Raw genomic sequence first — 25,220 nt, 5'->3', positions numbered from 1 at the left:
CGCCGAACTCGGTCGTGAGCCGACTCACGCGCAGCACTGGAACGATTCAGACGACCCGTGCGCTGAACAGGGCGTGACCGAGAACAACACCACCACCAGCCGCGTCCGCCGACTCCTGCAGCGCCTCGACTCCTGGACCCTGACCGTGCTCAACCCGCGCCTGCCGGCCGACACCCGCCGCTGAGGCGTGCCGACCGGCAGCGCGGCCGGTCACTCCGGCGGGGCCTCGGTGAGCGTCGGGCGCAGCCGCTGCCACGTCACGAAGACCGCCGCCACCACCAGCATCCCGACGCCGGTCCACAGGTTGAGGTTGATGCCACCGGCCTTCTGCAGGTCGGCCTCGCTGCCGCCGAACAGGCCGAGCAGCGTGAGGAGCACGCCGTAGACCGCGAACAGCACCGCGATCACCGTGCGCAGGTCGAAGAGTGCACTGGCCGCACTGGGTGCGGTCGTCGCGTTCGGGTCCTCGTTCGTCATCGGGTTCCCCTCCCTCAGGGCACGAGCAGGTAGAGGGCCGCGGTCAGCACGAGCACGATGCCGCCGAGCAGGGCCGGCGAGCGGTACCACCCGGCGTCCTCGCCGGTCGTGGTGTGGCTGCGGTCCGCCTTGGGCGTCAGCTGCCACACCAGCCCGACCAGCTCGGCGTCGGGCTTCGGGCTGGTCACCATCGTGACGGCGACGCCCACCGCGATGCCGACGACGAACGCGGCGCTGGCCCCCACGAAGCTGCCCGCCTGCGACGACAGCGCGAGCACGCCCGTGCGGACGAGCACGTCGACGGCGACCGCGGCGATCGTGCCCGAGACCAGGCCCGTCCAGCCCGCCGTCCCGCTCATCCGCTTCCAGAACAGGCCGAGGATGAAGATCGCGAACAGCGGGGCGTTGAAGAAGCTGAACAGCGCCTGGATGTAGTCCATCAGGTTCTCGTAGCTGCCGGCGAGGAACGCCGTGCCGATCGCCAGGATGCAGCCGATCACCGTGACTGCCCGTCCGACCTGCAGGTAGTAGCGGTCGTCGCGGCCGGGGCGCAGCCAGTCCTGCCAGATGTCGTAGGTGAACACCGTGTTGAGCGAGCTGACGTTGGCCGCCATGCCCGCCATGAACGCCGCGAGCAGACCGGCCAGTGCGACGCCGAGCACGCCGTTCGGGAGCACCTCGCCCATCAGCAGCGACAGCGTGTTGTTGTACGTGACGCCCTCGGCCCCCGAGCCCGCCTTGAGTTCGGTGATCTGCGGGACGAGCACCGCGGCGATGATGCCCGGCACCACGATGACGGCCGGGATGAGCGCCTTCGGGAACGCCGCGATGATCGGCGTGCGCCGCGCCGCCGACATCGACTTCGCCGACAGGCAGCGCTGCACCTCGGCGAAGTTCGTCGTCCAGTAGCCGAACGACAGCACGAAGCCCAGGCCGAACACGATCCCGATCACCGACAGGACCGGGTTCTCGATCTCGGTGAGTTCCGTGCCCGGCCACGCCGAGAGCTGCTCGGAGCCGCCCGGGCCGGCCGTGACGCGCTCGACGAGCCCGTTCCAGCCCCCGACGCGCGCGAGCCCGGCGACCGTCAGCGGGATCAGCAGCGCGAGGATCACGAAGAACTGCAGGACCTCGTTGTAGATCGCCGCCGACAGGCCGCCGAGGAAGGTGTAGCTGAGCACGACGAGCGCGGCCACCGGGATCGCGACGGCCAGCGACCACCCCAGCAGCGCCTCGAGCACCAGGCCCAGCGCGAACAGGTTGACGCCCGCGATCAGCACCTGCGCCAGCGCGAACGTCACGGCGTTGACGCGCTGCGTGGTGGTGTTGAACCGCATCCGCAGGAACTCCGGGACGCTGCGCGCCTTGCTGCCGTAGTAGAAGGGCATCATCACGATGCCCAGGAAGACCATCGCCGGGACGGCCCCGATCCAGTAGTAGTGCACGGTCGCCATGCCGTACTGGGCACCGTTGGCCGTGAACCCGATCAGCTCGATCGCGCCCAGGTTGGCCGCGATGAACGCCAGGCCGGTGACCCACGCCGGTAGCGACCGGCCGGACAGCAGGAAGTCGAGGCTGGAGTTGACCGACCGCCGTGCGGCGACCCCGATCCCCAGCGCGAGCAGGAAGTAGAACGCCACGAACACGTAGTCGACGAACGTGGTGTCCAGCCGCAGATCGGCCTGCGCAGAGATCATGTGTTCCCCCGGGGCGTCGGTGCCGTGCGGGGATGATCGCCCGGCGGCCGTCCCCGCGCCAGGGCTGATACCCGATCGTCGCCGGGACCCGGGCGAACCGGACGACTCGCCGGGTGCGGCCGCGACCGGTCAGCCGACGCGGGCGTGCAGGGGCTTGGCGAAGCAGCGGCTGTCGGGCTCGTGGCGGTAGATGCCGAAGTTGGGCATCGGCTCGTAGCCCTCGCCCGCGTACAGGGCGAGGGCCTCGGGCTGCTTCGTGCCGGTCTCCAGGACCGTGCGGACGCGCCCGGCCGCCGCGGCGGCGCGCTCCAGCTCGGCCAGGACCGCGCGGGCGTACCCGCGACCGCGGTGGGCGGGCGAGACGTACATCCGCTTGATCTCGGCGTCGCCGTCGCGCAACTCCGGGTCGGCCCCGGAGTCCTGGGCCCGCCAGCCCCCGCTCGCGACGGCGACCCCGTCGACGTAGCCGACCAGGAAGAACCCACGCGGGGCGGCGAACTCGGCGGCGTCGACGGGCGTGGTGTCCTCGTCGCCGTAGCGCTCGCGGTAGAAGGCCTGGACCTCGGCGATCAGGCGCAGGGAGTCGGGGTGGTCGAAGGGCGTGGGGCGCAGCTGGAGCACCCCACGACCCTAGGACTCAGGCCCCGGCCTTCGCCTTCTGCCGCCACGAGGTGAGCGCGCGCTCGGTGTAGCCGCCCGGCTCGGAGCGCCCGGAGAAGACCAGGTCGAGCGCGGCCTGGAACGACGGGCTGGCGTCGAGGTCGGCCGCCATCGGCGCGTAGCCCGGCTCGCCCTCGTTCTGCTCGTCGACCAGCGCGGCCATGCGGGCGAAGGTCTCGCGCACCGTCGCCTCGTCGACGATCCCGTGGTGGAGCCAGTTGGCGATGAGCTGGCTGGAGATGCGCAGCGTGGCGCGGTCCTCCATCAGCCCGACGCCCTCCAGGTCGGGCACGGTCGAGCAGCCGATGCCCAGCCCGACCCAGCGGACGACGTAGCCCAGGATCGACTGCGCGTTCGTCTCCAGCTCGTGCTTCCTCTCCTCGTCCGACAGCTCCGCGGCCAGCACCGGCACCTCGAGCAGCAGCGCGCGGTCGGTCGTGCGCCCGGCCAGCTCCTCCTGGCGCGCGTGCACGTCGGTGCGCAGGTAGTGCAGCGCGTGCAGGGTGGCGGCGGTCGGCGACGGCACCCAGGCGCAGGTCGCCCCGGCCTCGGGCTGCGCGCCCTTCTGCTGCAGCATCGCGGCCATCGCGGCGGGCTTGGCCCACATGCCCTTGCCCACCTGCGCCTGCCCGGCGAAGCCCGCGGCCAGCGCCACGTCGACGTTGCGGTCCTCGTAGCCGGTGAGCCACGGCGTCGACCTCATGTCGTCCTTGCGCACGACGGGGCCGGCCTCGAAGTCGGTGTGGATCTCGTCGCCGGTGCGGTCGAGGAAGCCGGTGTTGACGAAGATGACGCGGTCCTGGGCGGCCTCGATGCAGGCGGCGAGGTTGAGCGAGGTGCGCTTCTCCTCGTCCATGATCCCGATCTTGACGGTGCGCGGCTCCAGGCCCAGCGCCTCCTCGACGGCCGCGAACAGCTCGACGGTGAGCGCCACCTCCTCGGGCCCGTGCTGCTTGGGCTTGACGATGTAGACGCTGCCCGCGCGCGAGTTGGAGAAGCGGCCGAGCCCGCGCAGGTCGTGCAGGGCGGCGGTGACGGAGACGAGCGCGTCGAGCACGCCCTCGGCGACCTCGTGCTCACCTGCGTGCACCGCGTTGGTGGTCATGTGGTGGCCGCAGTTGCGCACCAGCATCAGCGAGCGGCCCGGGAGGACCAGCTCGGAGCCGTCGGGGGCGGTGTAGGTGCGGTCCCCGTGGACGCGGCGCTCGACGGTCTCCCCGCCCTTCTCGAAGCTGGTGACCAGCTCACCGGTCATCAGCCCGAGCCAGGTGCGGTACGCCTCGGTCTTGTCCTCGCCGTCGACGGTGGCGACCGAGTCCTCCAGGTCGACGATCGTGGTGACCGCCGACTCCAGCACGACGTCGGCGACCCCGGCGTGGTGCCGGCGCCCGACCTGGTGCTCCGGGTCGATCCGCAGCTCGGCGTGCAGGCCGTTGCGGCGCAGCAGGACCGTGCCCTCACCGGACCCGGCGAGCTGCGCGGGGTCGGCGAGCGCGGGCGAGAGCGCGCCGTCGGTGACGACGTACTCCGTGACGTCGGCGTGGCTGCCCGAGGCCAGCGGGAACAGCTCGTCGAGCAGCTCGTCGGCCGCGGCGATGACCTGCGCGCCGCGCTGCTCGTCGTAGCCCTTCGCGAGCTCGTGGTCCAGCGGCAGCGCGTCGGTGCCGTACAGCGCGTCGTAGAGCGAGCCCCAGCGCGCGTTGGCGGCGTTGAGCGCGTAGCGCGGCACGGTGGCGGGCACGACGAGCTGCGGGCCGGGGACGTCGGCGATCTCGGCGTCGACGCCGCTCACCCGCACCGACGGCTTCGCCTCGGGCAGCAGGTAGCCGATCCCGGTGAGAAACTCCGCGTAGGCCGCGGCGTCGCCCGCCCCGTGCTCGCGGTGCCAGTCGTCGATCTGCGACTGGAGCTCGTCGCGCCGGGCGAGCAGCGTCGCGATCCGGGGCGCGAAGTGCTCCTGGAGCTCGGCGAGGACGCTCCAGAAGCGCTCCGGGGAGAGGTCCAGCCCGGGCAGCAGCTCCTCGGCGACGAACGAGCGCAGGGTCGGGTCGATCCGCAGGTCCATGGCCGCTTTTCTACCATACGGATCATGTTTTCCGCATTGCGGAATCAGGCGACGACTCCGGCGCCGTCCAGCAGCCGTCGCAGCTCGGTCAGGGTGCGCGCGCGGGTCGGCCCGAGGCTGCCCACGGCCATGCCCAGGTCGCGCGCGATCTCGACGTAGGGGCGGCGGTCGTCGAGGAACAGGGCCGCCACCAGCGCGCGCCGCCGGGCCGGCAGGGCGTCGAGCGCGGTGCGCAGGGCCGCGCACGTGTCGGCGTCGACGACGACGTCCTCGGGCCCGGGCCGCGGGTCCGCCGCGGTCGCGAGCGGCTCGTCGGCCGGGATCGTGCGCGAGCCGTGGCGCAGCAGCCGGATGCACTCGCGGCTCACGACCGTGGCCAGCCAGCCGGCCAGGTGCTCGGGGGTGTGGATGCGGTGCAGGTTCTCGGCCAGGCGCAGCCAGGTGGCCTGGGCGACGTCGAGCGCGTCGGCCTCCTGCAGCCGGAAGCCGCGGGTGCGCGAGCGCAGCAGCGGGGTGTAGCGGCGCACGAGCTCGTCCCAGGCGCCGGGGACGCCCGCGGCGGCGGCGCGCACCAGGTCGGTGGTGTCCTGCTCGGTGTCCTGCTCGATCGTGGTCGTCTGCATCACGGGGGCCCTTCCGGCGGTCCTGCTGGGGTCACCCGTGACGCTCGGCTCCGGGCGGTCCCGCGAGGAGGCCGTGGGTCCCGCCGCGACCGGGACGTCCGCCCGGCGCCGCGGGCTAGGCTCCCGCGCCATGGAGCCGGTCACGGTGCTCGTGGTCGACGACCACCCGCTGGTGCGCCGCGGGCTGAGCACCCTGCTCGGGCTCGAGGACTGGGTGGGGCGGGTCGTCGAGGCCGGATCGGTGCGCGAGGGCGCGCTGACCGGCGCGGCCGAGGGCGTCGACGTCGCCGTGGTCGACCTGGGGCTGCCCGACGGCAGCGGCGTCGACCTGGTCGCGCGCCTGCGCCGCTCCCCCGGCTGCCCCGTGCTGGTGCTGACCATGACCCGCGACGAGCAGGCCGTGCGCGCGTGCCTGGCCGCCGGCGCCACCGGCTACGTGCTCAAGGACAACCCGCCCGACGTGGTCGTGCGGGCCGCCCGCACCGTGCTCGACGGCGGGCTGGTACTCGGCCCGGAGGTCGCCCCGGCCGCGCTCGGGACGCAGCGCCCCGCCGCGCTGCCCGCCCCGCTCGACCGCCTCTCCCCCGGCGACCTCCGCCTGCTCACGCTGCTCGCGCAGGGCCGCACCAACGGCCAGCTCGCCCGCGAGCTCGGCGTCGCGGAGAAGACGGTGCGCAACCGGGTCGCGATCCTGCTCGGGGTGCTCGGCGTCGCCGACCGCGTGCAGGCCGCCCTGCTCGCCCGCGACCGCGGGCTGCTGCGCTGATCCGAACGGGTGCATGTCGCTTCCACTGGGACGACCGGGCTGTCACGCTGAGTTGGATGGAACCGCAAGTGGACCGTCGGGAGAGAAGCGAGGTTGCCGCCGTGACCGATCCGGTGCTGGCCATTTCCCCCGACGACGACCGGATGCACGTGGGCGCCGACGCGACGGTGATCTCCCACGTCACGGCGGAGGCCGCCCAGGGAGGCGACCAGATCGCCTGGCAGTACTTCGACGCCCGCGGTGTGGCGCTCGCCGTCGCCGATCACGGCGCCGGGGAGGTGATCGAGCCCGCCGACCCGAACGCGGCCCTGCCGCTCCGCCCGGTCCGGCAGATCCTCGTCTCCCGCATCGACCTGGTGCTCGCCCACGCCCAGCTGCGGTTGGACCTGAAGATCGCCGAGCGGATCGAGGGGCACGACCCGCCGAGGGACAAGGAATCGGTCCGGATGGTGCGGGTCCAGGGAGAGCTGCGCGACGTGCTGATCATGCTGGCGGCGCTGGACAAGGACCTGGACCCCTCTCCCCAAGGTCCGAATCCCGGCAGCTGGTGGCACAACTTCTGGGCTCACTGACCCGTGCCGACCGACCGGCTCGACCGCGTGCTGGAGCTGCCACCCCGCACGCTGCTGCTGATCGCCGGCATCCTGACCGCCGCGGGCGCCACCGGATTCCTCGTCGCCGAGCCGGCGCCCTCGCCCGGTGCAGCGATGACCGTGACCTCGGCCCTCGCGTTCACTCCGCTCGCCGTACTGGTGCTGCGCCGGTTGCCGGGCAACCCGATCGGCCTGCTGATGCTGCTGGTGGGCACCCTCGCCGCATGCGCAGCTGCCGCCGTGAGCTGGTCTGCCTTCCTCCCCGTGGCGTGGTTGAGCAAGTGGCTGTGGCTCCCGGCATGGGCCCTGATCCCGGTCATCCTGCTGCTCGCCCCTGACGGTGCACTGCCGTCGGCCCGGTGGCGGTCGCTCATGGTGGCGCTGGTGGCCGGAACCGCCGTACTCACGGTGTCCGCCGCCGCTGCCGCGGTGTTCGAGCCGCGCAGGCTGTTCACCGGCACGGAGGTCCTCGCGGGTCCGGACCGGGTCCTGATCTTGATCTCCCGCGGTGCGGCCGTGGCGCTGGGGCTCGCCACGATCGGTGTCCTGGTGTCGCTCGGGGCGCGGTGGGTGCGGGCCGACCGGCACGTGCGCGGCCAGCTGACGTGCCTGCTGCCGGCCGGGGTGCTGCTGCTCGCCGGAGTGGCGCTGGACGCCTCCGAGGTGCCCTTCGCCTGGGTACCCGCCGTACTGGCGTTCCCGCTCGGCCTCACCGTCGCGGTGCTGCGCTACCAGCTCCACGACCTCGATCTCTACATCCACCGCGGCGTCGTGTGGGCGGTGCTGACCGGGTTCGTCATCGCGGCCTACGTCGGGATCGCGACGGTCGCGGGGGCCACGGTGGCCCAGCCCGGGTCCCCGACGCAGTCGGCGATCGCCGCTGCGGTGGTCGTCGCGCTGCTCCAGCCCGCCCAGTGGGTGGCCCAGCGGGGGGTGCGGCGGCTGCTCTACGGCCGGCGCGACGAGCCCTACGCCGTGCTCACCGAGCTGGGCCGGCACCTGGGCGACGTCCGCGACCCGCTCGCGGTGCTGCCGCGGATCGCCGAGACGGTCGTCGACACGCTGCGGGTGCCCTACGCGGCCGTGCGGGTGATCGACGACGACGGCACCATCGGCACGGCCGCGGAGCGGGGCCGGTGGGCCGGTGAGCCCGAGGCGTTCCCGATGGTCGCGCACGGCGCGGTCGTCGGTGAGCTGCTCGTCGCGCCGCGCACGACCGGCACCCGGTTCTCCGCCGCCGACGCCCGGCTGCTGCGCGACCTGGCCGGGCAGGCCGCCCAGGCCGCCGACGCCTGCCGGAGCGCCATCGCGCTGGCCCGGGCCCGTGACCGCCTGGTCCTCGCCCGCGAGGAGGAACGCCGGAAGCTGCGCCGGGACCTGCACGACGGCGTGGCGTCCGCGCTGGTCGGCACCCGGATGCTCACCGAGGCGGTCCGGCGCACCGTGCCCGCCGACGGGCCCGCGCCCGGCCTGCTCGACGCGCTGGCCACGGACCTGGACAGCTGCACCGCCGAGGTACGCGAGCTGATCGACGGCCTGCGTCCCGCCGCGCTCGACGACGGCCTGGAGCCGGCGCTGAAGGACCTGGTCGCGCGGTTCCGCGGACACGGCCCCGAGATCGAGCTGCACGCGCACGCCGACCTCGCCGAGCTGCCCGCCGCGGTCGAGGTCGTGGCCTACCGGGTCGTCACCGAGGCGCTCACCAACGTCCTCAAGCATGCGCACGCGACCCGGGCCGACGTCGACGTGCGCCGCGACGACCGACACCTCGACGTCCGGATCACCGACGACGGCCAGGGCGTCGAACCCGCCCAGGAGCCCCGCGAGGACGGCGTCGGCCTGGGCTCGATCCGCAGCCGCACCGAGGAACTCGGCGGGCGCTACGAGCTGCTGTCCAGCCTGTCGGGCACCGTGGTGGCGGTGCTGCTGCCGGTGGGCTCGTAGATCCGGCGCGCACCCACCGCCGTCGCCAGCTGCCCGAGATCCGGCATGACCCCGATCAGGAACGTGGACGCGACCGGCACCTGCCTCGTGCCCGCCGTGTCGCGCAGCAGGGTGCGCATCGCCTTGGTGCGCAGCCGCGGCTGGTTCGCCGCCACGACCATCCCCTGCACCGCGGCGGCGACCCCGGCGATGATCGCGGCGGCCGCACTCGTCCCGCCGAACGGGCCGTGGGCACTGGCCGTGGTGCCGACGATGGGGGCCTCCACGCCGTCGCCCCAGGCGTAGCAGTCCACCCGCGCCCCGTAGTTGGACTGGGCGGCGCCGTTGTAGCCGTGGCCCGTCGTGCCGTCGATGGTCTCGACCTCCTGCCAGCACGCGCCCACGACGATCGCCCCGGAGTCCTCGGCCGGCACGTCCCGGGACAGCCGGCGCCCCGCGGCGCTCGTCCATTGCGAGATGTCCTCGGACCCGTTCCCCGCGGCCTCGACGACGACGATCCCCTTCGAGGCCGCGAGGCGGATGGCGTGGAAGGTGGCGTCGTCGGCCTCGGCGCACAGGTAGTCCATGTGCGGCAGGTGCACCTCGAGCAGCAGCACGTCACCGGCCTCGAGGTTCTTGCGGGCGATCAGGATCGCGTCGACGGTGCGCATGACCGTGCCCCCGTCGTAGTGGGAGCAGGTCCGGACCGTGGCGTTCGGCGCGATGCCGGTGCCCCCGACGCCGTTGGTCCGCCCGACGACGATCCCGAGCACGCTGGTGCCGTGGTCGCCCTCCGACGGGCTCTCGTCGAACCGGTTGCGGTGCACCAGCGGCTTCGTGCCGGCCAGGCCGTCCACGTCGGGGTGGGTGAACTGCCACCCCTGCTCGACGTCGATGACGGTGATGCCGTCGCCCTTCCCGCCGTGGTGGTCCCAGGCCGCCCAGACGTTGACCCCCTCCTCGGCCGGGCGCAACCAGCCCTGCCCGGACTGCACCGTCAACGCGCCGATCACCGCAGGGGCGCCCGGGCTCTCCGCGGCCGACTCGACGTAGGCGTTCACCACACCCCGCTCCGACGACGACCGGTCCCGTTCCCCGGCGAGCAGCTCCTCGACCAGCTGCTCCGCGGACTTCACCCCGTCCAGGCCCGCGACGTCGATGCGCCAGTACCGGGTGAGGCTCTCCAGCGGCGGGAAGTCGGGGTCGGCCGCCGCCTCCCGCTCGGCCTCCAGCAGCTCGTCACGCGTGACCGCGGTGACGACGCGGGCGACCCGCGGGACCTTGTTGCGGAGGAGGAACTCACGCAGCGGCCCGAGCAGATCCAGGTTGTTGTCGACGACGCGGTTCAGGTCGTCCTCCGCGCCGTCGGCGACCTTCTCGCCCAGCACGAGGACGACGGCGGGGGCCGGCTCATCGGGCCGGGGCGGCTTGTCCGGGGCCGGTTCGTCGGGGGTTCGGGGGGTGTCCATCTCGCCTCCAGCTCGCCGTCGCGGTCGTCCGGTGCCGACCGGAGTCGGGGACGTCCCGTCCTGATACGGCGTCGCCCGGCTCCGGCGGAACGCCACGACGCCGTCGCAGTCTCGTCCGGACCGTCGACGCGGGGAAGGGGCTGCGGTGACGCTCCTCGGCGCCGCGCGACGCCCGGTGTCCACCCCGGCCCGGACTCCGCCGGTCACCTCACCCGCGCTCCTGCGGCCGTGTCCGGCCCGCCACCGCCACGAACTCCGCCACCAGCGGGTGGGCGGCGCTGCGCAGCCAGGCCAGTGAGATCGGGACGCGCGGGGCGTCCGCGATCTCGCGGTAGCGGATGGCGGGGTGGCTGTAGAGCCTGCCCGTGGAGGCCGGGGTCAGGCCCACCCCGCGGCCCGCGGCGATCGCCTCCATCCACTCGTCGACGTTGCGCACCCGCACCATGATCTGCGGCCGGCGCCCCGCGTCCCACAGGTCCGGCGTCGTGGTGCCGGACACGACGTTGATCACCACCGGCCCGTCGGCCAGGTCGGCGAGGCGGACCACCTCGTGCGCGGTCAGCGGGTGGTCGGCGGGCAGCGCCGCCACCCGCGGCTCCTCGGCCAGCACCAGCGAGCTCAGGCGCGGGTCGTCCGGCACGCCGGGGAGGAAGCCCACATGGGTGCGCCCGTCGGCCAGGCCCGCGACGGCGTCGTCGTAGCGCCGGATGTCGACCACGACGTCGGGGTGCTCCTGCTCGAACGCCCGGACGATCGGCCCGGTGTACTCGGCCGTGGAGCCCCACGTGAAGCCGACGCGCAGCACCGGCAGCCGGTCCGACGCCGCCCGCACGGCCTCGTCCATCGCCGAGAGCACGCGGTGCGCGTGCGGCAGGAACCGGACGCCCGCCGCGGTGAGGCCCACCGACCGCCGGTCCCGCCGGACCAGCGCGCCGCCCACCATCCGCTCCAGCCCGGCGATCGTGCGGCTCAGGGCGGGCTGGGTCATCCGCAGCCGGACGGCCGCACGGGTGAAGCTGAGCTCCTCGGCCACCGCGACGAACGCGCGCAGGTGCCGCAGCTCGACCGCGTGCTCCTGCGTCATCTGGCACCCCTCACGGCATCTCTGTGATGCCCCACATGCATAACACCTGCCAGATCGGCATTTCCACCACCCCGAACCACGGACGTAACTTCCCCTCAACCCGCTGGTCGCTCCCCTCCGACCTGCGGCCCCGACGAAGGGAACGACCGACGATGGTCTCACTGCGCGGTGTGATCCCCGCCCACCTGCTGCCGTTCACCGCCGATCTCGAGATCGACGAGCCCCAGCTCCGGCGGCACGTGCGCGCCCTGCTCGACGTGGACGGCGTCACCGGGATCACCACCAACGCCCACGCCTCCGAGGTCGCGACCCTCACCGCCGACGAGCAGCGCCGCGTCCTCGACATCGTGCTCGACGAGGCGGCCGGCACCGTCCCGGTGATCTCCGGTGTCTACCAGGACGGGTCCGCCAAGGCCGCCCGGATCGCCGCGGACGCCGAGGCCGCCGGTGCCGACGCGCTGCTCGTCTTCCCCTCGGTCGTGTTCGACGGCGGGTCGCAGCTGCGGCCGGAGATGGCGTTCGCGCACTACGCGGCGATCGCCGACGCCACGAGCCTGCCGATGATCGCGTTCCTCTACCCCTCCACGTCCGGCCTGCGGCTGGGCACCGACGCGGTCGTGCGGATCTGCTCGGATATCGACAACGTCGTGGCGGTCAAGGAGTGGTCCAACGACATCGTCGCCTACGAGCGCAACCTGCGGGCCCTGCGCTCGCTGGCCAAGCCGGTCTCGGTGCTGTCGAGCTTCAGCCGCTCGCTGCTCGCCTCGCTCGTGCTCGGTGCCGACGGGGTGCTCTCGGGTCACGGCAGCCTCGTCGTCGACCTGCACGTCGAGCTGTGGCGCGCGGTCGAGAAGCAGGACCTCGCCGAGGCCCGGCGCATCTGGGAGCGCATCCGCCCGGTGGCGGAGGTCTGCTACGACGACCCGTTCCTCGACGGCCACAACCGCATGAAGGTGGCCCTGGCCGAGCTGGGACGGATCGACCAGGCGCACGTACGGCCGCCTCTGCAGCCCGTGGGTGCCTTCGAGCGCTCCCGCATCCGCTCCGTCGTCGAGCGTGCGGGGCTGCCCCGTGGCTGACCTCTTCGACCCCGTCGTCATCGGTGGGGTCACGCTGCGCAACCGGACCCTGCTCCCCTCGATGACCACCCGTCTCGCCGACGACGACGGCCACGTCACCGACGCGACCGTCGCCTACTACCGGGCGCGGGCGGAGGGCGGTGTCGGCCTGGTCACCGTCGAGATGGCGTCGCCGGAGATCGCGGGCAAGCACCGCTTCCACGAGCTGGGGATCCACCACGACCGGTTCCTCCCCGGCCTGCGCCGGCTCGTCGACGTGCTGCACCAGGCGGGCGCGAAGGCCTCGATCCAGCTCGGCCACGGCGGCAGCCGGGCGCGCAGCGTCGTCTCGGGGGTCCGGCCCGTGTCCGCGTCGGCCGTGCCGACCCCGGTGTTCGAGATCGAGCACGAGATCGCCGTGCCCGAGGCGATGACGGCGCAGCGGCTGGAGGAGGCGTTCGCCGCGTACGTGGCCGCCGCGCGCCGGGCCCGCGAGGCGGGCTTCGACGTCGTCGAACTGCACGGCGCGCACGGCTACCTGATCTCGCAGTTCCTCTCCCCCATGGAGAACACCCGGACCGACTCCTACGGCGGGTCGCTGGAGAACCGGGCCCGCTTCGGCCTGGAGATCCTGCGGCGCATCAAGGCCGAGGTCCCGGGCCTCCCGGTGATCTTCCGCATCGGGGTGGAGGACTTCTTCTCCGGTGGCCTCACCCTCGACGAGGGCATCCAGGTGGGGTGCTGGGCCGAGCGCGACGGGGCCGACGCGGTGAGCGTGACCGCGGGGCACTACCGCTCGCTGCCCGACGCGGCCCGGATGATTCCCCCGATGATGTACCCGGAGGCCACCTTCCTGGACTACGCGGCACGGATGAAGCAGTCCGTCTCCGTGCCCGTGATCGGGGTCGGGCGGCTCGGCGACCCGGAGGTCGCGGCGCGCGCGGTGGCCGAGGGCAGGCTCGACGTGGTCGCGCTGGGCCGCCCGCTCATCGCCGACCCGCAGTGGGTCGCCAAGGCGCAGGCGGGCGAGCCGGTGCGGCGCTGCCTGGCCTGCAACCACTGCGTCACGCACATGCGCTCGGGGGCGACGCTGTCCTGCGTGGTCAACCCGGCCACGGGACGCGAACTGGAGTACGCGGACGCCACCCCCGCCATCGGGCGCCGCATCGTGGTGCTCGGCGCGGGACCGGCCGGGCTGACCTACGCCGCCCAGGTGGCGCAGGGCAACGACGTCGTCGTCGTCGAGCGGGCCGACCGGCCCGGCGGGGCGTTCCGGCTCACCGGTCTCGCACCGCGGTTCAACGACGTGGTCGCGGCCGAGCCGACGTTCGCCGCGTACGTCGCCGAGCTGGAGCGCGACTGCGCCCGCCGGGGCGTCGCGTTCCACTACCGCACCGAGGCCACCGCCGCACTGCTCCGCGACGCCGACCTCGTCGTCGTCGCCACCGGGGCCCGCTACCGGTTCGGGCTCGGCGCGGTGGTCCCCCGGCTGCTGCACACCCGCGCCGCCCGCTCGCGCGCCGCCCACCGCCTGTTCGCCTCCGACCGGATGCGCGACTGGCTCTACCACCGGCTCCGCCGCGGAGCGGGCGCCGCCCTCGCGGCCCGGCTCCCGCTCGCAGCGCGCACGGAGGTGGTCGTGATCGGCGACGCCGCCCGGGCCGGCAAGGCCCGCGAGGCGATCACCAGCGCCTACGACGCCGCCCTGAAGAGCACCACCCGTCCCACCCCCGACACGACCCGACCCACGGAGGTCGCATCCCGATGACCGACATCACCGAGCGGCCCGCAGGCGGCGCACCCGCCGGCGCGGCCACACCACGCCAGACCCGCAAGGTCGCCTTCGCCAGCCTGGTCGGCACCACCGTGGAGTGGTACGACTTCTACATCTACGGCACCGCCGCGGCACTGGTGTTCCCCACGGTGTTCTTCCCGGACTTCTCCCCCGCCGCGGGCCTGCTCGCGTCGCTGTCCACCTACGCCGTCGGGTTCGCCGCGCGGCCGCTGGGCGGCATGGTCTTCGGTCACTACGGCGACCGGGTCGGCCGCAAGAAGATGCTGGTCATCTCGCTGCTGGCGATGGGGATCGCGACGCTGGCGATGGGGCTGGTGCCCGGGTTCGCGCAGATCGGGATCCTCGCGCCGATCCTCGTCGTGGGGCTGCGCTTCGTCCAGGGTGTCGCCGTCGGCGGCGAGTGGGGCGGCGCCGTCCTGATGGCCGTCGAGCACGCACCGCCGGGCAGGCGGGGCTTCTACGGCTCGTGGCCGCAGATCGGCAGCCCGCTGGGGCTGGTGCTCTCCACCGCCGCGTTCTCCGCCGTCGGCTTCCTGCCCGACGAGGACTTCATGGCGTGGGGCTGGCGCCTGCCGTTCCTGGCCAGCGCGCTGCTCATCATCGTCGGGCTCGTGGTGCGTCTGCGGGTCATGGAGTCGCCGGTGTTCGCGCAGATGGAGGCCGCGGGCAGCACCGCGCGCATGCCCGTCAAGGACGCGATCACCGGCCACACCCGCAGCGTGTTCGGCGCCGCAGGCGCATTCATCATCATCAACACCGTCTTCTACCTGGTGACCGTGCTCGGCCTGTCGTGGGCGACCACGCACGTGGGCATCCCCCGCGGCACGTTCCTCGGCGCCGTGCTGGTGGCCGCCGTGGTGATGTGCCTCACCGTGCCGGCGTTCGGCGCACTGTCCGACCGCCTCGGCCGCAAGCCGGTGTTCGGCGCGGGCGCGGTCCTCGTCGCGCTGTTCGCGTTCCCGCTGTTCTGGCTCATCGAGTCCGGCTCGACGCCGCTGCTGTTCCTCGGCATCATCGTGATCATGGGTATCGGCCACCCGCTGATGTACGGGCCGCAGGCCGCGCTGTACTCGGAGATGTTCCCGCCGGAGGTCCGCTACAGCGGCGCGTCGCTGGGCTACCAGATCGGCGGCATGCTCGGCGGGCTCGTCCCGCTGCTGGCCAGCGCCCTGCTCGTCGCCTACGACAACGCCGCATGGCCGATGTCCGCGCTGCTGGCCGTGATCGCCGTGATCAGCCTGGGCTCGCTGCTGAGCATCCGCGCCCGCTACGCCGACGAGGTCGCCTCGTGAGAGCCGTGCTCGCCGGCCGCACGGCCGCCGTCACCGGCGGGGGCCGCGGCATCGGTGCGGCCATCGCCGCGGCGCTGGCCGGGGCGGGCGCGACCGTCGCGGTCATCGACCAGGACGCGGAGGGGGCGAAGCGCACGGCGGACGGGCTCGGCGGCGTCGCCGTCGCCGCGGACCTGACCGACGCCGAGCAGGCCGAGCGCGCCGTGCAGGACGTGGTCGACGCCCTGGGCGCCCCGGACGTGTTCGTCAACAACGCGGGCATCCTGCGCGCGGGCGACCTCACCACCTCCCCGGTGGACGACTGGGACGCGCAGTTCGCCGTCAACACCCGCGCCGCCTACCTGTCGGTGCGGGCCGCGTCCCGGCACATGCGGGAGCGCGCCGCGGGCGGGTCGATCGTCGTGGTGACCTCCAACTGCGCCGACACCCCGCGCATGGACCTCGGCGCGTACTGCGCGTCGAAGGCCGCGACCGACATGATGGCCCGCTGCCTCGCCCTCGAGCTGGCCGGCGAGGGCATCCGCGTCAACACGCTGTGCCCCGGCTCGTGCGACACCGAGCTGCAGCGCGAGCAGTGGCGCCGCCTCGGCATCGGCCCGGAGCGGCAGATCGCCGGTGACCCCGCGAAGTTCCGCACCGGCATCCCGATGGGGCGCCTCACCACGCCGGAGGACGTCGCCGATCTCGCGGTGGTGCTGGCGTCTGACGCGACGCGCTTCGTCACCGGGCAGTCGTGGCACGTCGACGGCGGGCAGACGCTCTCATGACCGATCTCGACGGCCTCACCGCGCTCGTCACCGGCGGCGCGTCCGGGATCGGCCGGGCGACGGCCCTGCTGCTCGCCGAACGCGGCGCCACCGTGGCGGTGCTGGACCTCGACCCCTCGGGGGCACCGGACCCGCTGCTGCGGGTGCGCGCCGACGTGGCCGACGACGCCTCGGTGGCGTCGGCGGTCGCCGAGGCCCTCGACCGGCTCGGCGGCCTGGACGTGCTGGTCAACAACGCCGGTATCGGGGCCTCGGGCACCGTCGAGGCGGGCGGCCTGGACGAGTGGCGGCGCGTGCTGGAGGTCAACCTGCTCGGCACGGTGCGCATGACCCGGGCCGCGCTGCCCGCGCTGCGCGCCTCGTCCGCGGCCTCGATCGTCATGGTCGGGTCGATCGTGGCCACGGCTGGGCTGCCCGAGCGGGCGCTGTACTCCGCCAGCAAGGGGGCGGTGACGGCGCTCGCCCGCGCGATGGCCGCCGACCACGTCGGGGAGGGCATCCGGGTCAACTGCGTGCACCCGGGCACCGTCGACACGCCGTGGATCGGGCGGCTGCTGGACGCCGCCACCGATCCCGACGCGACCCTGACGGCGTTGCGGGCCCGCCAGCCCCTCGGCCGGCTCGTGTCGATGGACGAGGTGGCGCACGCCGTCGCCTACCTCGCGAGCCCGGCCGCGGCCTCGGTGACCGGCACGGAGCTGGCCGTCGACGGCGGCATGGCCGGGCTGCGGATGCCCCGGGCATGACCGCGGGCGCCCGCACCGACTTCGGCGCGGGCGCCCGTCCCGTCGTAGTCTCGTTCGGACCATCGACACGCAACGAAGGGGGCGACCCGTGACGCTTCACGGCGGGGTGCGGGAGGCGTTCGAGCGGGTGCTCGATCCGGCGGACGTGCTGTCGGACCCGGTGAAGTGCCGGGCCTACGAGTGCGACGGCCTGACCGGCTACCGGGTGTGCCCGGACCTGGTGCTGCTGCCCCGCGACGCCGCGCAGGTGGCGGCGGCGGTGCGGGTCTGCCACGAGCACGGCGTGCCGTTCGTCGCGCGCGGGGCGGGCACCGGCCTGTCGGGCGGCGCGCTGCCCGTGGCCGACGGCGTGGTGATCAGCCTGGCGCGGCTCAAGTCGGTGCTGGAGGTCGACCCGGTGAACCGGCGGGCGGTCGTGCAGCCCGGCGTCACGAACCTGGAGATCACGGCCGCCGCGGCGCCGCACGGGCTGTACTACGCGCCCGACCCGTCGAGCCAGCAGGTCTGCACGATCGGCGGCAACGTCGCGGAGAACTCCGGCGGCGCCCACTGCCTCAAGTACGGCTTCACCACCAACCACGTCCTGAGCTGCGAGGTCGTGCTCGCCGACGGTTCGGTCGTCACGCTGGGCACCGACACGGGCGAGCAGTCCGGGCCCGACCTGCGCGGGGTGTTCCTCGGCTCGGAGGGCACGCTGGGCATCACGACCGCGGTCACGGTGCGCCTGTTGCGCACGCCGGAGTCGGTGCGGACGCTGCTGGCCGACTTCCCGTCGGTCGCGGCGGCGGGCGACGTCGTGTCCGACATCGTCGCGGCGGGGATCGTGCCCGCGGCCGTCGAGATGATGGACACCCTCGCCATCGAGGCGGCCGAGGAGGCCGTGCACGCCGGCTACACCGTCGGCGTCCCCGCGGCGCTCGTCGTCGAGCTCGACGGGCCGGTCGAGGAGTGCGACGCGCAGTTCGAGCTGGTCAAGGCCATCTGCGAGAAGCACGGCTGCACGCGGCTGCACATCGCCGGGTCACCCGAGGAGCGGGCGAAGATCTGGAAGGGCCGCAAGGCCGCGTTCGCCGCGGTCGGGCGCATCTCCCCCGACTACTTCGTGCAGGACGGCGTCGTGCCGCGCACCCGGCTCGCCGAGGTGCTGAGGAGGATCGCCGGGATGGGCGCCGACGCCGGCCTGCGGGTGGCCAACGTCTTCCACGCGGGCGACGGCAACCTGCACCCGCTGGTGCTCTACAGCGCGGCCGCCGGCGAGACCGAGCGCGCCGAGGAGCTGTCGGGCGCGATCGCGGAGCTGTGCGTCGAGATGGGCGGGTCGCTCTCGGGCGAGCACGGCATCGGCACCGACAAGGCCTGCTCGATGCCGAAGATGTTCGGCGAGGAGGACCTGGCCACGATGCACCGTGTGCGGGCCGCGTTCGATCCCGACGGCATCTGCAACCCGGGCAAGGTCCTGCCCACGCCCCGGCTGTGCGGGGAGCGCCCCGGCAGGTACAAGCCCCACCCCCTCGAGGAAACGGGAGCGATCGAACGCCTGTGAACAGCCCGCTGACGCACACCGCACCCACCACGCTCCGCCCGACCGACCTCGCCGGGGTCCGCGACGCCGTGCGCGACACCACCGGCCGGATCGCCGTCGCCGGTGCCGGCTCGGCCGCGGGCTGGGCCGGCGCGCTCGAGACCGTCGACGCCGTCCTCGACGTGTCGGGCCTGTCCGGCGTGATCACCCACAACCCCGGCGACATGACGGTGTCCGCCCACGCCGGCACGCCGCTGCGCGCGCTGGTCGAGGAGGTGTCCGAGCACGGCCAGCACGTCTGCATCGACGCCGCCCGGATCGCCGACGGCGCCACGCTCGGCGGGCTCGTCGCCACCGGGGACGCCGGCCCGGCGTCGCTGGTGCACGGGACGCTGCGCGACCTCGTCATCGGGGTCACCGTGGTGCTCGCCGACGCCACCGTGGCCCGCAGCGGCGGGCACGTCATCAAGAACGTGGCCGGGTACGACCTGGCCAAGCTGCTGCACGGCTCGCACGGCACGCTCGGGGTGATCGCCGAGGTCGTGCTGCGGCTGCACCCGGTGCCGCAGCGCACCGCCACGCTCGTCGTCGACGCCCCGCTGGCGCGCGCCGCGGAGATCGCCGCCCGCGTGCTGGAGGGGCCGTTCGAACCGGCTGCGCTGGAGTGGGTCAGTGACGGCAGCGGGCGGCTGCTCGTGCGCCTCGAGGGCACCGACGAGGCGCTCCCGGCCCGGGTGTCGCGGCTGCAGGACGTGCTGGGCGGAGCGGCGGTCACCGACGTCCTGGCGGGCGAACGGCACTCTGAGCCGAGCACGCCGGGCGAGGGTGCCGTTCGCTCCGAGGACCCCTGGCTCCGCCACGCCGAGCTCACCCGCGGCACCCCGGGCGCCGCCGTGCTGCGGATCGGGGCGAAGCCCTCGGTGCTGCCCGGTCTGGTGTCCGAGCTCGCGCCCGACGCCGCGACGGTCGGACTGGGCACCGGCGTCGCCACCCTGTCCCTCGCACCCGACGCCGTCGCCGACGCGCACCGCCGCGTGCACGCCGCCGGCGGCACGTCCCGGCGGCGCGCCCGCGCGCCCGGCGCCGACGCCCCCGCCGGGGGCCCGGCACCGTCGGCCCTTCCGGGGCTGAAGGGCCTCAAGCACGCGCTCGACCCGGACGGCCGCTTCGGTCCGGGCCGCTTCTCCCCCTGGATGTGAACTCGTGACGACTCCCGCCGGCTCCGCCGACACCAACCTGCCGCAGACCGGGCCCAGCGCCTTCGACGGCCACCGCCCGCCCGAGCGCGAGCTGCTCGACGACTGCGTGCACTGCGGCTTCTGCCTGCCGACCTGCCCGACCTACCAGCTGTGGGGCGAGGAGATGGACTCCCCGCGCGGGCGCATCTACCTCATGGACCTCGCCGAGAAGGGCGAGATCTCCCTGGAGGGCACGTTCCGCGAGCACATCGACGCGTGCCTGGGCTGCATGGCGTGCGTGACGGCGTGCCCGTCGGGCGTGCAGTACGACCGGCTGCTGGAATCGGTGCGCCCGCAGATCGAGCGCAACGTCGAGCGCGACCGCGGCGACGCCCTGTTCCGCGACGCGATCTTCGCCCTGTTCCCCTACACGCGGCGGCTGCGCGCGGCCGCGCTGCCCGGGGCGCTCTACCAGCAGCTGCGGAGGATCCCGGGCGTCGCGAAGCTGACGTCGGCGCTGCCGGGGCGGCTCGCGGCGATGGAGTCGCTGCTGCCGCCGGTGTCGGTGCGCGAGGCGTTCGCGCGGCTGCCCGTCTTCACCCCCGCCGTGGGAACGCGGCGCGGGCGGGTCGCGCTGCTGTCGGGCTGTGTGCAGGACGTGTTCTTCCACCGCGTCAACGAGGCGACGGTGCGGGTGCTCGCCGCCGAGGGCTACGACGTGCTCGTACCGCGCGACCAGCAGTGCTGCGGCGCGCTGGAGCTGCACGCCGGGCGCGAGGAGACGGCGCTGGGGCGGGCGCGGCGCACGATCGCGCGCTTCGAGACCCTCGACGTCGACAGTGTCGTCACCAACGTCGCCGGCTGCGGGTCGTCGATGAAGGAGTACGGCCACCTGCTCTCCGACGACGAGGCGTGGGCCGAGCGCGCCACGGCGTTCAGCGCGCGGGTCCGCGACGTCCACGAGGTGCTGGCCGCGCTCGAACCGGTGGCCGTGCGGCACCCCGTCCGCGGGCGAGTGGCCTACCACGACGCCTGCCACCTGGGGCACGCGCAGAAGGTCCGGGCCCAGCCGCGCGCGGTGATCCGCACGATCCCCGAGGTCGAGCTCGTCGACCTCCCCGAGGCCGAGCTGTGCTGCGGCAGCGCCGGGATCTACAACATGGTGATGCCCGACGCGGCGGCCGAGCTGGGCGAGCGCAAGGCCGCGAACGTGCGGTCGGTGTCGCCGGACGTCATCGTGACGGCCAACCCGGGCTGCCTGCTGCAGATCGGCAAGTACATGGCCGACGACGGGGTGCCGATCCTGCACCCCGTCCAGCTGCTGGACGCCTCGATCCGCGGGGTGCCGGTGCCGCGGACCTGATCCCTACTGCGCGACGACCGTGCTCCCGTCGACCTCCGCCGCCCCCGGGACGGGGGCGAAAGGGGGCGGGGCGTCGCGGTCGAAGTAGCCCTGGCCGATCTCGTCGCACGACGCGCCGGGCTCGGGGTGGGTGTAGCGGTTCTGGCGCAGCGCGGCGACGAACTGGTCGATGCGCGGGTCGTCGGCGTCGCCGAGGGCGAGCTGGTGGCCCCAGGACTGCAGCGAGATCGCCGACCCCTGGCCGGGGTAGGGCGAGAGCAGCATGTACGGCTGCCCCTCGACGCGGGCGGTGAGCGCGTCGAGCGCGGCGCCGTCGACCTCGTCGGGGTCGTAGGTGATCCACACGGCGCCGTGCTCGAGGGAGTGCACGGCGTTCTCGCTGCGCAGCGGCTTCGCGTAGACGACGCCGCTGCACGCGGCCCACGCCTGGTCGTGGTTGCCGCCGATCGGCGGAGTGAACGTGTAGGCGACGCGCTGGTCGGGGCCGACGTGCTGGGGGTTCTCGAACACCTGCCCGACGACGCCGTCGATCTGCGTCGACGGGTCCCTGACCTCGGCGGTCGGCGTGAACGCGGCGAGGTCGACCGGCCCGGCCGACGCGCCGGGCAGGCCCGGCAGCACCCCGCACCCGGAGAGCAGCAGAGCCGCGGCGGCGAGCGGGGCCGCGAGCGACAGGGCGTGTGTGGTCCGGCGCACGCGGTGACGCTACGACATCCGGCCGAGCGACCTCACCCGGGTGCCGAGCGTGACCGCACTACGCCGATCGACTCAACCCGCGCCCGCCCGTAGGCGGCGGGCGCCCCGGGCGGGCAAGGTCGTCGCATGAACGTGCTGCGCACGGGAGCCACCGCGGTCGCCGAGACGCTCGCCGCGCACGGCGTCGACACCGCCTTCGGCGCCCCCGGTCACCCGCTCCACCGCCCGCTGACCGACGCCGGGGTGGCCGTGGTCGCCCTCCCCGACGACGACGCGGCCCACCGGGCCGCCGCGGCCTACGCGCGCGTGGGCGGGCGCCCCGGCGTGCTGCTGGCGACCGGGCCGGGCCCGGCGGGCGGCACCGGGACACTGCTCGTCCTCACCGCCCGCGGCGACGGCCCGCCCCGCAGCGCCGACGAGACCGCCGCCGCTGTCGCCGACGCCCTCACCGCGATGCGCGGGGGCCGGCTGCGGAGCGTCGCGGTCGACGTGGCCCCCGGCGTCCTGGACGGCGCGTGGGACGGCCGCGCGCCCGCCGCCACGACCGCGACCCCGCCCGTCGCCGACCCCGACGCGGTCGCCCGGGCCGCCGACCTGCTGCGCGCCGCCGAGAAACCGCTGGTCGTCGTCGGTGCCGGGGCGGCCGGCGCGGCCGGCGAGCTGACCGCGCTGGTGCAGGCCCTCGGCGCGCCCGTCGTCAGCACGACGAGCGGCAAGGGCGTCGTCGACGACGGGCACCCGCTGTCCGCCGGCGCCTCGGTCCGCCTGCCCGCGGTGGCCGGCGCGGCCGCCGACAGCGACGTCGTCCTCGTGGTCGGCAGCGGGTTCGCCTGCCCCGACGGCGTGCCGGTGATCGGGATCGACGTCGACGCCGACCGGCTCCCGCCCGGCGGGGTCGGCCTGCTCGGCGACGCGGCCGCCACCGTCGCCGCGCGGCGCGCGGCCCGGCCCCGCTGGGGATCGGGGATCGGCGTGGTCCGGGCGGCGGCGCTGCGCTCGGAGTGCCGGGAGCAGGCGCGCGCGGACGGCCGCGCGTTCGAGCTCGTCAACGACGTCCTGCGCGAGGCCCTGCCCGCCCACGGGGTGCTCGTCGGCGGCGCCACCCCGGTGTCGCGCCTGGGCTCGGTGCACTTCTTCCCGGTCCCCGCCCCGCGCCTGTTCTGCCCGGGCGGGCTGCCCGCGGCCGTCGGCGCGTCGATGGTCCGGCCCGCGCGGCCGGTGGTCGTGCTGCTCGGCACGGGCGCGCTCGCGTGCGCCTCCGACGAGCTCGCGACGGCGGTCGGGCTCGGGCTGGCGCTGCCCGTGGTGGTGGTCCGCGACGGCAGCGACGACGGGCGCTCCGACGGCCGGACGCCGCACGACGTCCGCGCCCTCGAGGTCCGCGCCGACGAGCCCGACGACCTCCCCGACCTGCTCCTCGACGCCTGGGAGGCCGACCGCCCCACGGTGATCCGCCTGGGCTGAGCGCTCCCGTCCTGCCGGATCGGGTGAGCTGACGCACGCTCGTGCCCCGTGCGGAGGTCGTCGGCTGGAGCGCGGGCGCTGCACCCGGGCCCGGGGATCAGGGCGAGAAGTGCTCCCAGCCGGCCGGACCGCCCTCGTAGGGCCGCCCGTCGACGAGCACGGCGGGCTCCCCCGCCGACACGGAGCCGATCACCGTCCACCCCTCCGGGGCGCCGGAGGGGAACGTGGCGACGAGGGCGTGGTCCTCCCCGCCGGTCAGGATCCAGTGCACCGGGTCGACGCCCAGCGCCTGCCCGACGTCGGCCAGCCGGCCCGCCACGGAGAACACCGACGACCGCACGTCGATGACGACCCCCGACGCCCCGGCCACGTGCCCGAGGTCGGCGAGCAGCCCGTCGGAGACGTCGATCATCGACGTCGCCCCGGCGCGCGCGGCCTGCGGACCGGCCGCGTACGGCGGCTCCGGCACCCGGTGCGCCCCGACGACCGCCACCGGCGACCGGAACCCCCGCGCCAGCACCGCCCACCCGGCCGCCGCCCACCCCAGGCGCCCGGCCACCGCCACGACGTCACCGGGCCGGGCCCCGCCGCGCGTCACCGGCGGGCGGCCCTCCAGCGACCCCAGCGCCGTGACCGACAGAACCAGCTGCGACGACGCCGCCACGTCCCCGCCGACGACGCCGGCCCCGGCGGCGGCCGCCTCGGCCCACAGCCCGTCGGTGATGGCCTGCAGCACGGGCACGTCGGTGTCGGCCGGGCAGGCCAGCCCGACGAGCAGCGCCGTCGGCACCGCCCCCATCGCCGCGACGTCCGCCAGGTTCGCCGCGGCGGCCTTGCGGCCGACCTGCTCGGGCGAGGACCAGTCGAACCGGAAGTGCACGCCCTCGACCAGGACGTCGGTGCACGCCACGACCCGCCCGTCGGGCGCCGCGACGACCGCGGCGTCGTCGCCGGGCCCCAGCAGCGTCGACGCGGGCTGCGTCCGTCCGGCCGTCACGCTGGAGATCAGGCCGAACTCACCGAGTGCGGCGAGGGTGATCTTCTTCTCCGCGGGGGTCGACGGTGTGGGCAACGGGGTCTCCTCCGGTACGTTCGGCGTCCGACCTCCCCACGGGCGGTCCGGGCGTGATCAGCCAGAACGAAACAACGCAGTGGAAGGGGCACGACGTGGTGCAGGCGTACATCTTGGTCCAGACCGAGGTCGGGAAGGCCGCGGCCGTGGCCTCCGCGATCGCCGGGATCACCGGGGTGATCTCGGCGGAGGACGTCACCGGGCCCTACGACGTCATCGTGCGCGCGGAGGCCGACGATGTCGACCTCCTCGGGCAGCTCGTCGTCGCGCAGGTGCAGGGCGTCAACGGGATCACCCGCACGCTGACCTGCCCGGTGGTCCACCTCCCCTCCTGAGGGGGTCACCGACGTGCCCGCCCCCACCCGACGCCCGCCGCTGCCGGTCCTGATCGCGATCGCGCTGCCGCTGCTCCTCGCCGTGGTGGTGGCGGGCATCGGGCTCACGGCCCGCTCCTCCGAGCCCGCCGCGCCCGCTCCCGACACCACGCCGCTGGCGACTCCCCCCGTCGACGCCCCCGACGCCACCGGCCCGGAGTGCACCGCGCTGCTCGCCCGCCTCGACGGCGACCTCCCCGCGGGCGACTCCACCCTGCCCGTCCGCGCGCTCGCCGACCCCGCGCCCGACGGCGTCCGCGCCTGGGCCGCCGCGCCCCGCCCGGTCGTGCTGCGCTGCGGGCTGCCCCGCCCGCAGGAGCTCACGCCCACGTCCGCGCTGCTCGAGATCGACGGCGTGCAGTGGCTGGAGCTCGACGACGGCGTGCCCGAGCCCGTCGTCGTCACGTACGTGGCCGTCGACCGGCCCGTCTACGTCGTCCTGACCACGCCGGTCGACGCCGGGAGCGGCCCGCTGCAGGCCGTGTCCGACGTGGTGCGCGACACACTCCCCGCCACCCCGGTGGCCGTCAGGTAGG

23 protein-coding genes are annotated in these 25,220 nt (G+C 74.6%); 14 read left to right on the top strand and 9 right to left on the bottom strand.

What is annotated here, in order from left to right; all coding sequences use genetic code 11:
• Nucleotides 1-210: 210 nt before the first annotated feature.
• The 5 genes from I4I82_RS22440 to I4I82_RS22420 form a co-directional block, all read right to left on the bottom strand.
• Nucleotides 211-477, bottom strand: coding sequence for a hypothetical protein (locus I4I82_RS22440; protein WP_218590447.1), 267 nt, complete (start codon nt 475-477; stop codon nt 211-213).
• 14 nt (nt 478-491) lie between these two features.
• Nucleotides 492-2,174, bottom strand: a complete 1,683-nt coding sequence (locus I4I82_RS22435; RefSeq protein WP_218590446.1) for a sodium:solute symporter family protein — start codon at nt 2,172-2,174, stop codon at nt 492-494.
• 129 nt (nt 2,175-2,303) lie between these two features.
• A complete protein-coding gene (locus tag I4I82_RS22430) occupies nt 2,304-2,795 on the bottom strand; it encodes a GNAT family N-acetyltransferase (RefSeq protein ID WP_218590445.1) in 492 nt (163 codons plus the stop codon).
• Between the two features lie 16 nt (nt 2,796-2,811).
• The gene (locus I4I82_RS22425) at nt 2,812-4,899 is read right to left on the bottom strand and encodes a malate synthase G (protein ID WP_218590444.1); all 2,088 of its coding nucleotides are present in this window, start codon (nt 4,897-4,899) and stop codon (nt 2,812-2,814) included.
• A gap of 44 nt (nt 4,900-4,943) precedes the next feature.
• Entirely contained in the window at nt 4,944-5,522 is a 579-nt protein-coding gene (locus tag I4I82_RS22420) for an RNA polymerase sigma factor (RefSeq protein WP_218590443.1), read from the bottom strand.
• A gap of 130 nt (nt 5,523-5,652) precedes the next feature.
• On the opposite strand from I4I82_RS22420, the gene I4I82_RS22415 reads away from it, so the two are divergent.
• From I4I82_RS22415 to I4I82_RS22405, 3 genes are all read left to right on the top strand, one after another.
• On the top strand, nt 5,653-6,288 hold the full coding sequence (locus I4I82_RS22415; protein WP_218595991.1) for a response regulator: 636 nt from the start codon (nt 5,653-5,655) through the stop codon (nt 6,286-6,288).
• 101 nt (nt 6,289-6,389) lie between these two features.
• Nucleotides 6,390-6,860 carry a hypothetical protein gene (locus I4I82_RS22410; RefSeq protein ID WP_218594367.1) on the top strand — a complete coding sequence of 157 codons (471 nt, stop codon included), beginning with the start codon at nt 6,390-6,392 and terminating at the stop codon, nt 6,858-6,860.
• Between the two features lie 3 nt (nt 6,861-6,863).
• Nucleotides 6,864-8,825 (top strand): sensor histidine kinase, encoded by a 1,962-nt coding sequence (locus tag I4I82_RS22405; protein ID WP_218594368.1) that lies wholly within the window; start codon nt 6,864-6,866, stop codon nt 8,823-8,825.
• On the opposite strand, the gene I4I82_RS22400 is transcribed toward I4I82_RS22405, so the two are convergent.
• Both I4I82_RS22400 and I4I82_RS22395 read right to left on the bottom strand, forming a co-directional pair.
• Nucleotides 8,762-10,273, bottom strand: coding sequence for a S8 family serine peptidase (locus I4I82_RS22400; RefSeq protein ID WP_218595990.1), 1,512 nt, complete (start codon nt 10,271-10,273; stop codon nt 8,762-8,764). The two genes, I4I82_RS22405 and I4I82_RS22400, sit on opposite strands and share 64 nt — an antisense overlap.
• 208 nt (nt 10,274-10,481) lie before the next feature.
• Nucleotides 10,482-11,357, bottom strand: a complete 876-nt coding sequence (locus I4I82_RS22395; RefSeq protein ID WP_218594454.1) for a LysR family transcriptional regulator — start codon at nt 11,355-11,357, stop codon at nt 10,482-10,484.
• Nucleotides 11,358-11,509: 152 nt separating this feature from the next.
• Between I4I82_RS22395 and I4I82_RS22390 the strand changes: the two genes are divergently transcribed.
• The 8 genes from I4I82_RS22390 (at nt 11,510) to I4I82_RS22355 (ending at nt 21,078) form a co-directional block, all read left to right on the top strand.
• Nucleotides 11,510-12,436: a dihydrodipicolinate synthase family protein gene (locus I4I82_RS22390; protein WP_218594455.1), complete on the top strand. Its 927-nt coding sequence runs from the start codon at nt 11,510-11,512 to the stop codon at nt 12,434-12,436.
• Complete coding sequence (locus tag I4I82_RS22385) at nt 12,429-14,183, top strand: oxidoreductase (protein WP_218595989.1); 1,755 nt, start codon at nt 12,429-12,431, stop codon at nt 14,181-14,183. The genes I4I82_RS22390 and I4I82_RS22385 overlap by 8 nt, the downstream gene beginning before the upstream one ends.
• Nucleotides 14,180-15,502 (top strand): MFS transporter, encoded by a 1,323-nt coding sequence (locus I4I82_RS22380; protein WP_218595988.1) that lies wholly within the window; start codon nt 14,180-14,182, stop codon nt 15,500-15,502. The genes I4I82_RS22385 and I4I82_RS22380 overlap by 4 nt, the downstream gene beginning before the upstream one ends.
• Nucleotides 15,499-16,269 carry an SDR family NAD(P)-dependent oxidoreductase gene (locus tag I4I82_RS22375; RefSeq protein ID WP_226370193.1) on the top strand — a complete coding sequence of 257 codons (771 nt, stop codon included), beginning with the start codon at nt 15,499-15,501 and terminating at the stop codon, nt 16,267-16,269. Before I4I82_RS22380 ends, I4I82_RS22375 begins: the two co-directional genes overlap by 4 nt.
• Nucleotides 16,266-17,015 (top strand): SDR family NAD(P)-dependent oxidoreductase, encoded by a 750-nt coding sequence (locus tag I4I82_RS22370; protein WP_218594050.1) that lies wholly within the window; start codon nt 16,266-16,268, stop codon nt 17,013-17,015. Before I4I82_RS22375 ends, I4I82_RS22370 begins: the two co-directional genes overlap by 4 nt.
• An 88-nt stretch (nt 17,016-17,103) precedes the next feature.
• A complete protein-coding gene (locus I4I82_RS22365; protein WP_226370192.1) occupies nt 17,104-18,558 on the top strand; it encodes an FAD-linked oxidase C-terminal domain-containing protein in 1,455 nt (484 codons plus the stop codon).
• A complete protein-coding gene (locus tag I4I82_RS22360; RefSeq protein WP_226370191.1) occupies nt 18,555-19,736 on the top strand; it encodes an FAD-binding oxidoreductase in 1,182 nt (393 codons plus the stop codon). The genes I4I82_RS22365 and I4I82_RS22360 overlap by 4 nt, the downstream gene beginning before the upstream one ends.
• Nucleotides 19,737-19,740: 4 nt before the next feature.
• Entirely contained in the window at nt 19,741-21,078 is a 1,338-nt protein-coding gene (locus I4I82_RS22355) for a (Fe-S)-binding protein (RefSeq protein ID WP_226370190.1), read from the top strand.
• Between the two features lie 3 nt (nt 21,079-21,081).
• Here I4I82_RS22355 and I4I82_RS22350 read toward each other — a convergent pair whose 3' ends face one another.
• A complete protein-coding gene (locus tag I4I82_RS22350; protein ID WP_218594375.1) occupies nt 21,082-21,774 on the bottom strand; it encodes a thioredoxin-like domain-containing protein in 693 nt (230 codons plus the stop codon).
• Nucleotides 21,775-21,900: 126 nt separating this feature from the next.
• On the opposite strand from I4I82_RS22350, the gene I4I82_RS22345 reads away from it, so the two are divergent.
• Nucleotides 21,901-23,238 carry a thiamine pyrophosphate-binding protein gene (locus tag I4I82_RS22345; protein WP_218595987.1) on the top strand — a complete coding sequence of 446 codons (1,338 nt, stop codon included), beginning with the start codon at nt 21,901-21,903 and terminating at the stop codon, nt 23,236-23,238.
• Between the two features lie 97 nt (nt 23,239-23,335).
• On the opposite strand, the gene I4I82_RS22340 is transcribed toward I4I82_RS22345, so the two are convergent.
• Nucleotides 23,336-24,310 carry a thiamine-phosphate kinase gene (locus I4I82_RS22340; RefSeq protein WP_218595986.1) on the bottom strand — a complete coding sequence of 325 codons (975 nt, stop codon included), beginning with the start codon at nt 24,308-24,310 and terminating at the stop codon, nt 23,336-23,338.
• A 95-nt stretch (nt 24,311-24,405) separates the two neighbouring features.
• Here I4I82_RS22340 and I4I82_RS22335 point away from each other — a divergent pair, with 95 nt between their 5' ends.
• Nucleotides 24,406-24,645: an Lrp/AsnC ligand binding domain-containing protein gene (locus tag I4I82_RS22335; protein ID WP_172167490.1), complete on the top strand. Its 240-nt coding sequence runs from the start codon at nt 24,406-24,408 to the stop codon at nt 24,643-24,645.
• A 13-nt stretch (nt 24,646-24,658) separates the two neighbouring features.
• The gene (locus I4I82_RS22330; protein ID WP_226370189.1) at nt 24,659-25,219 is read left to right on the top strand and encodes a DUF3515 domain-containing protein; all 561 of its coding nucleotides are present in this window, start codon (nt 24,659-24,661) and stop codon (nt 25,217-25,219) included.
• Nucleotide 25,220 lies beyond the last annotated feature (1 nt).

The sequence above is a fragment of the Pseudonocardia oceani genome, from assembly GCF_019263585.2.
Lineage (GTDB): Bacteria > Actinomycetota > Actinomycetes > Mycobacteriales > Pseudonocardiaceae > Pseudonocardia > Pseudonocardia oceani.
Note: the sequence above shows the minus strand (reverse complement) of the source record. Positions and strands in the feature narration are given on the sequence as shown.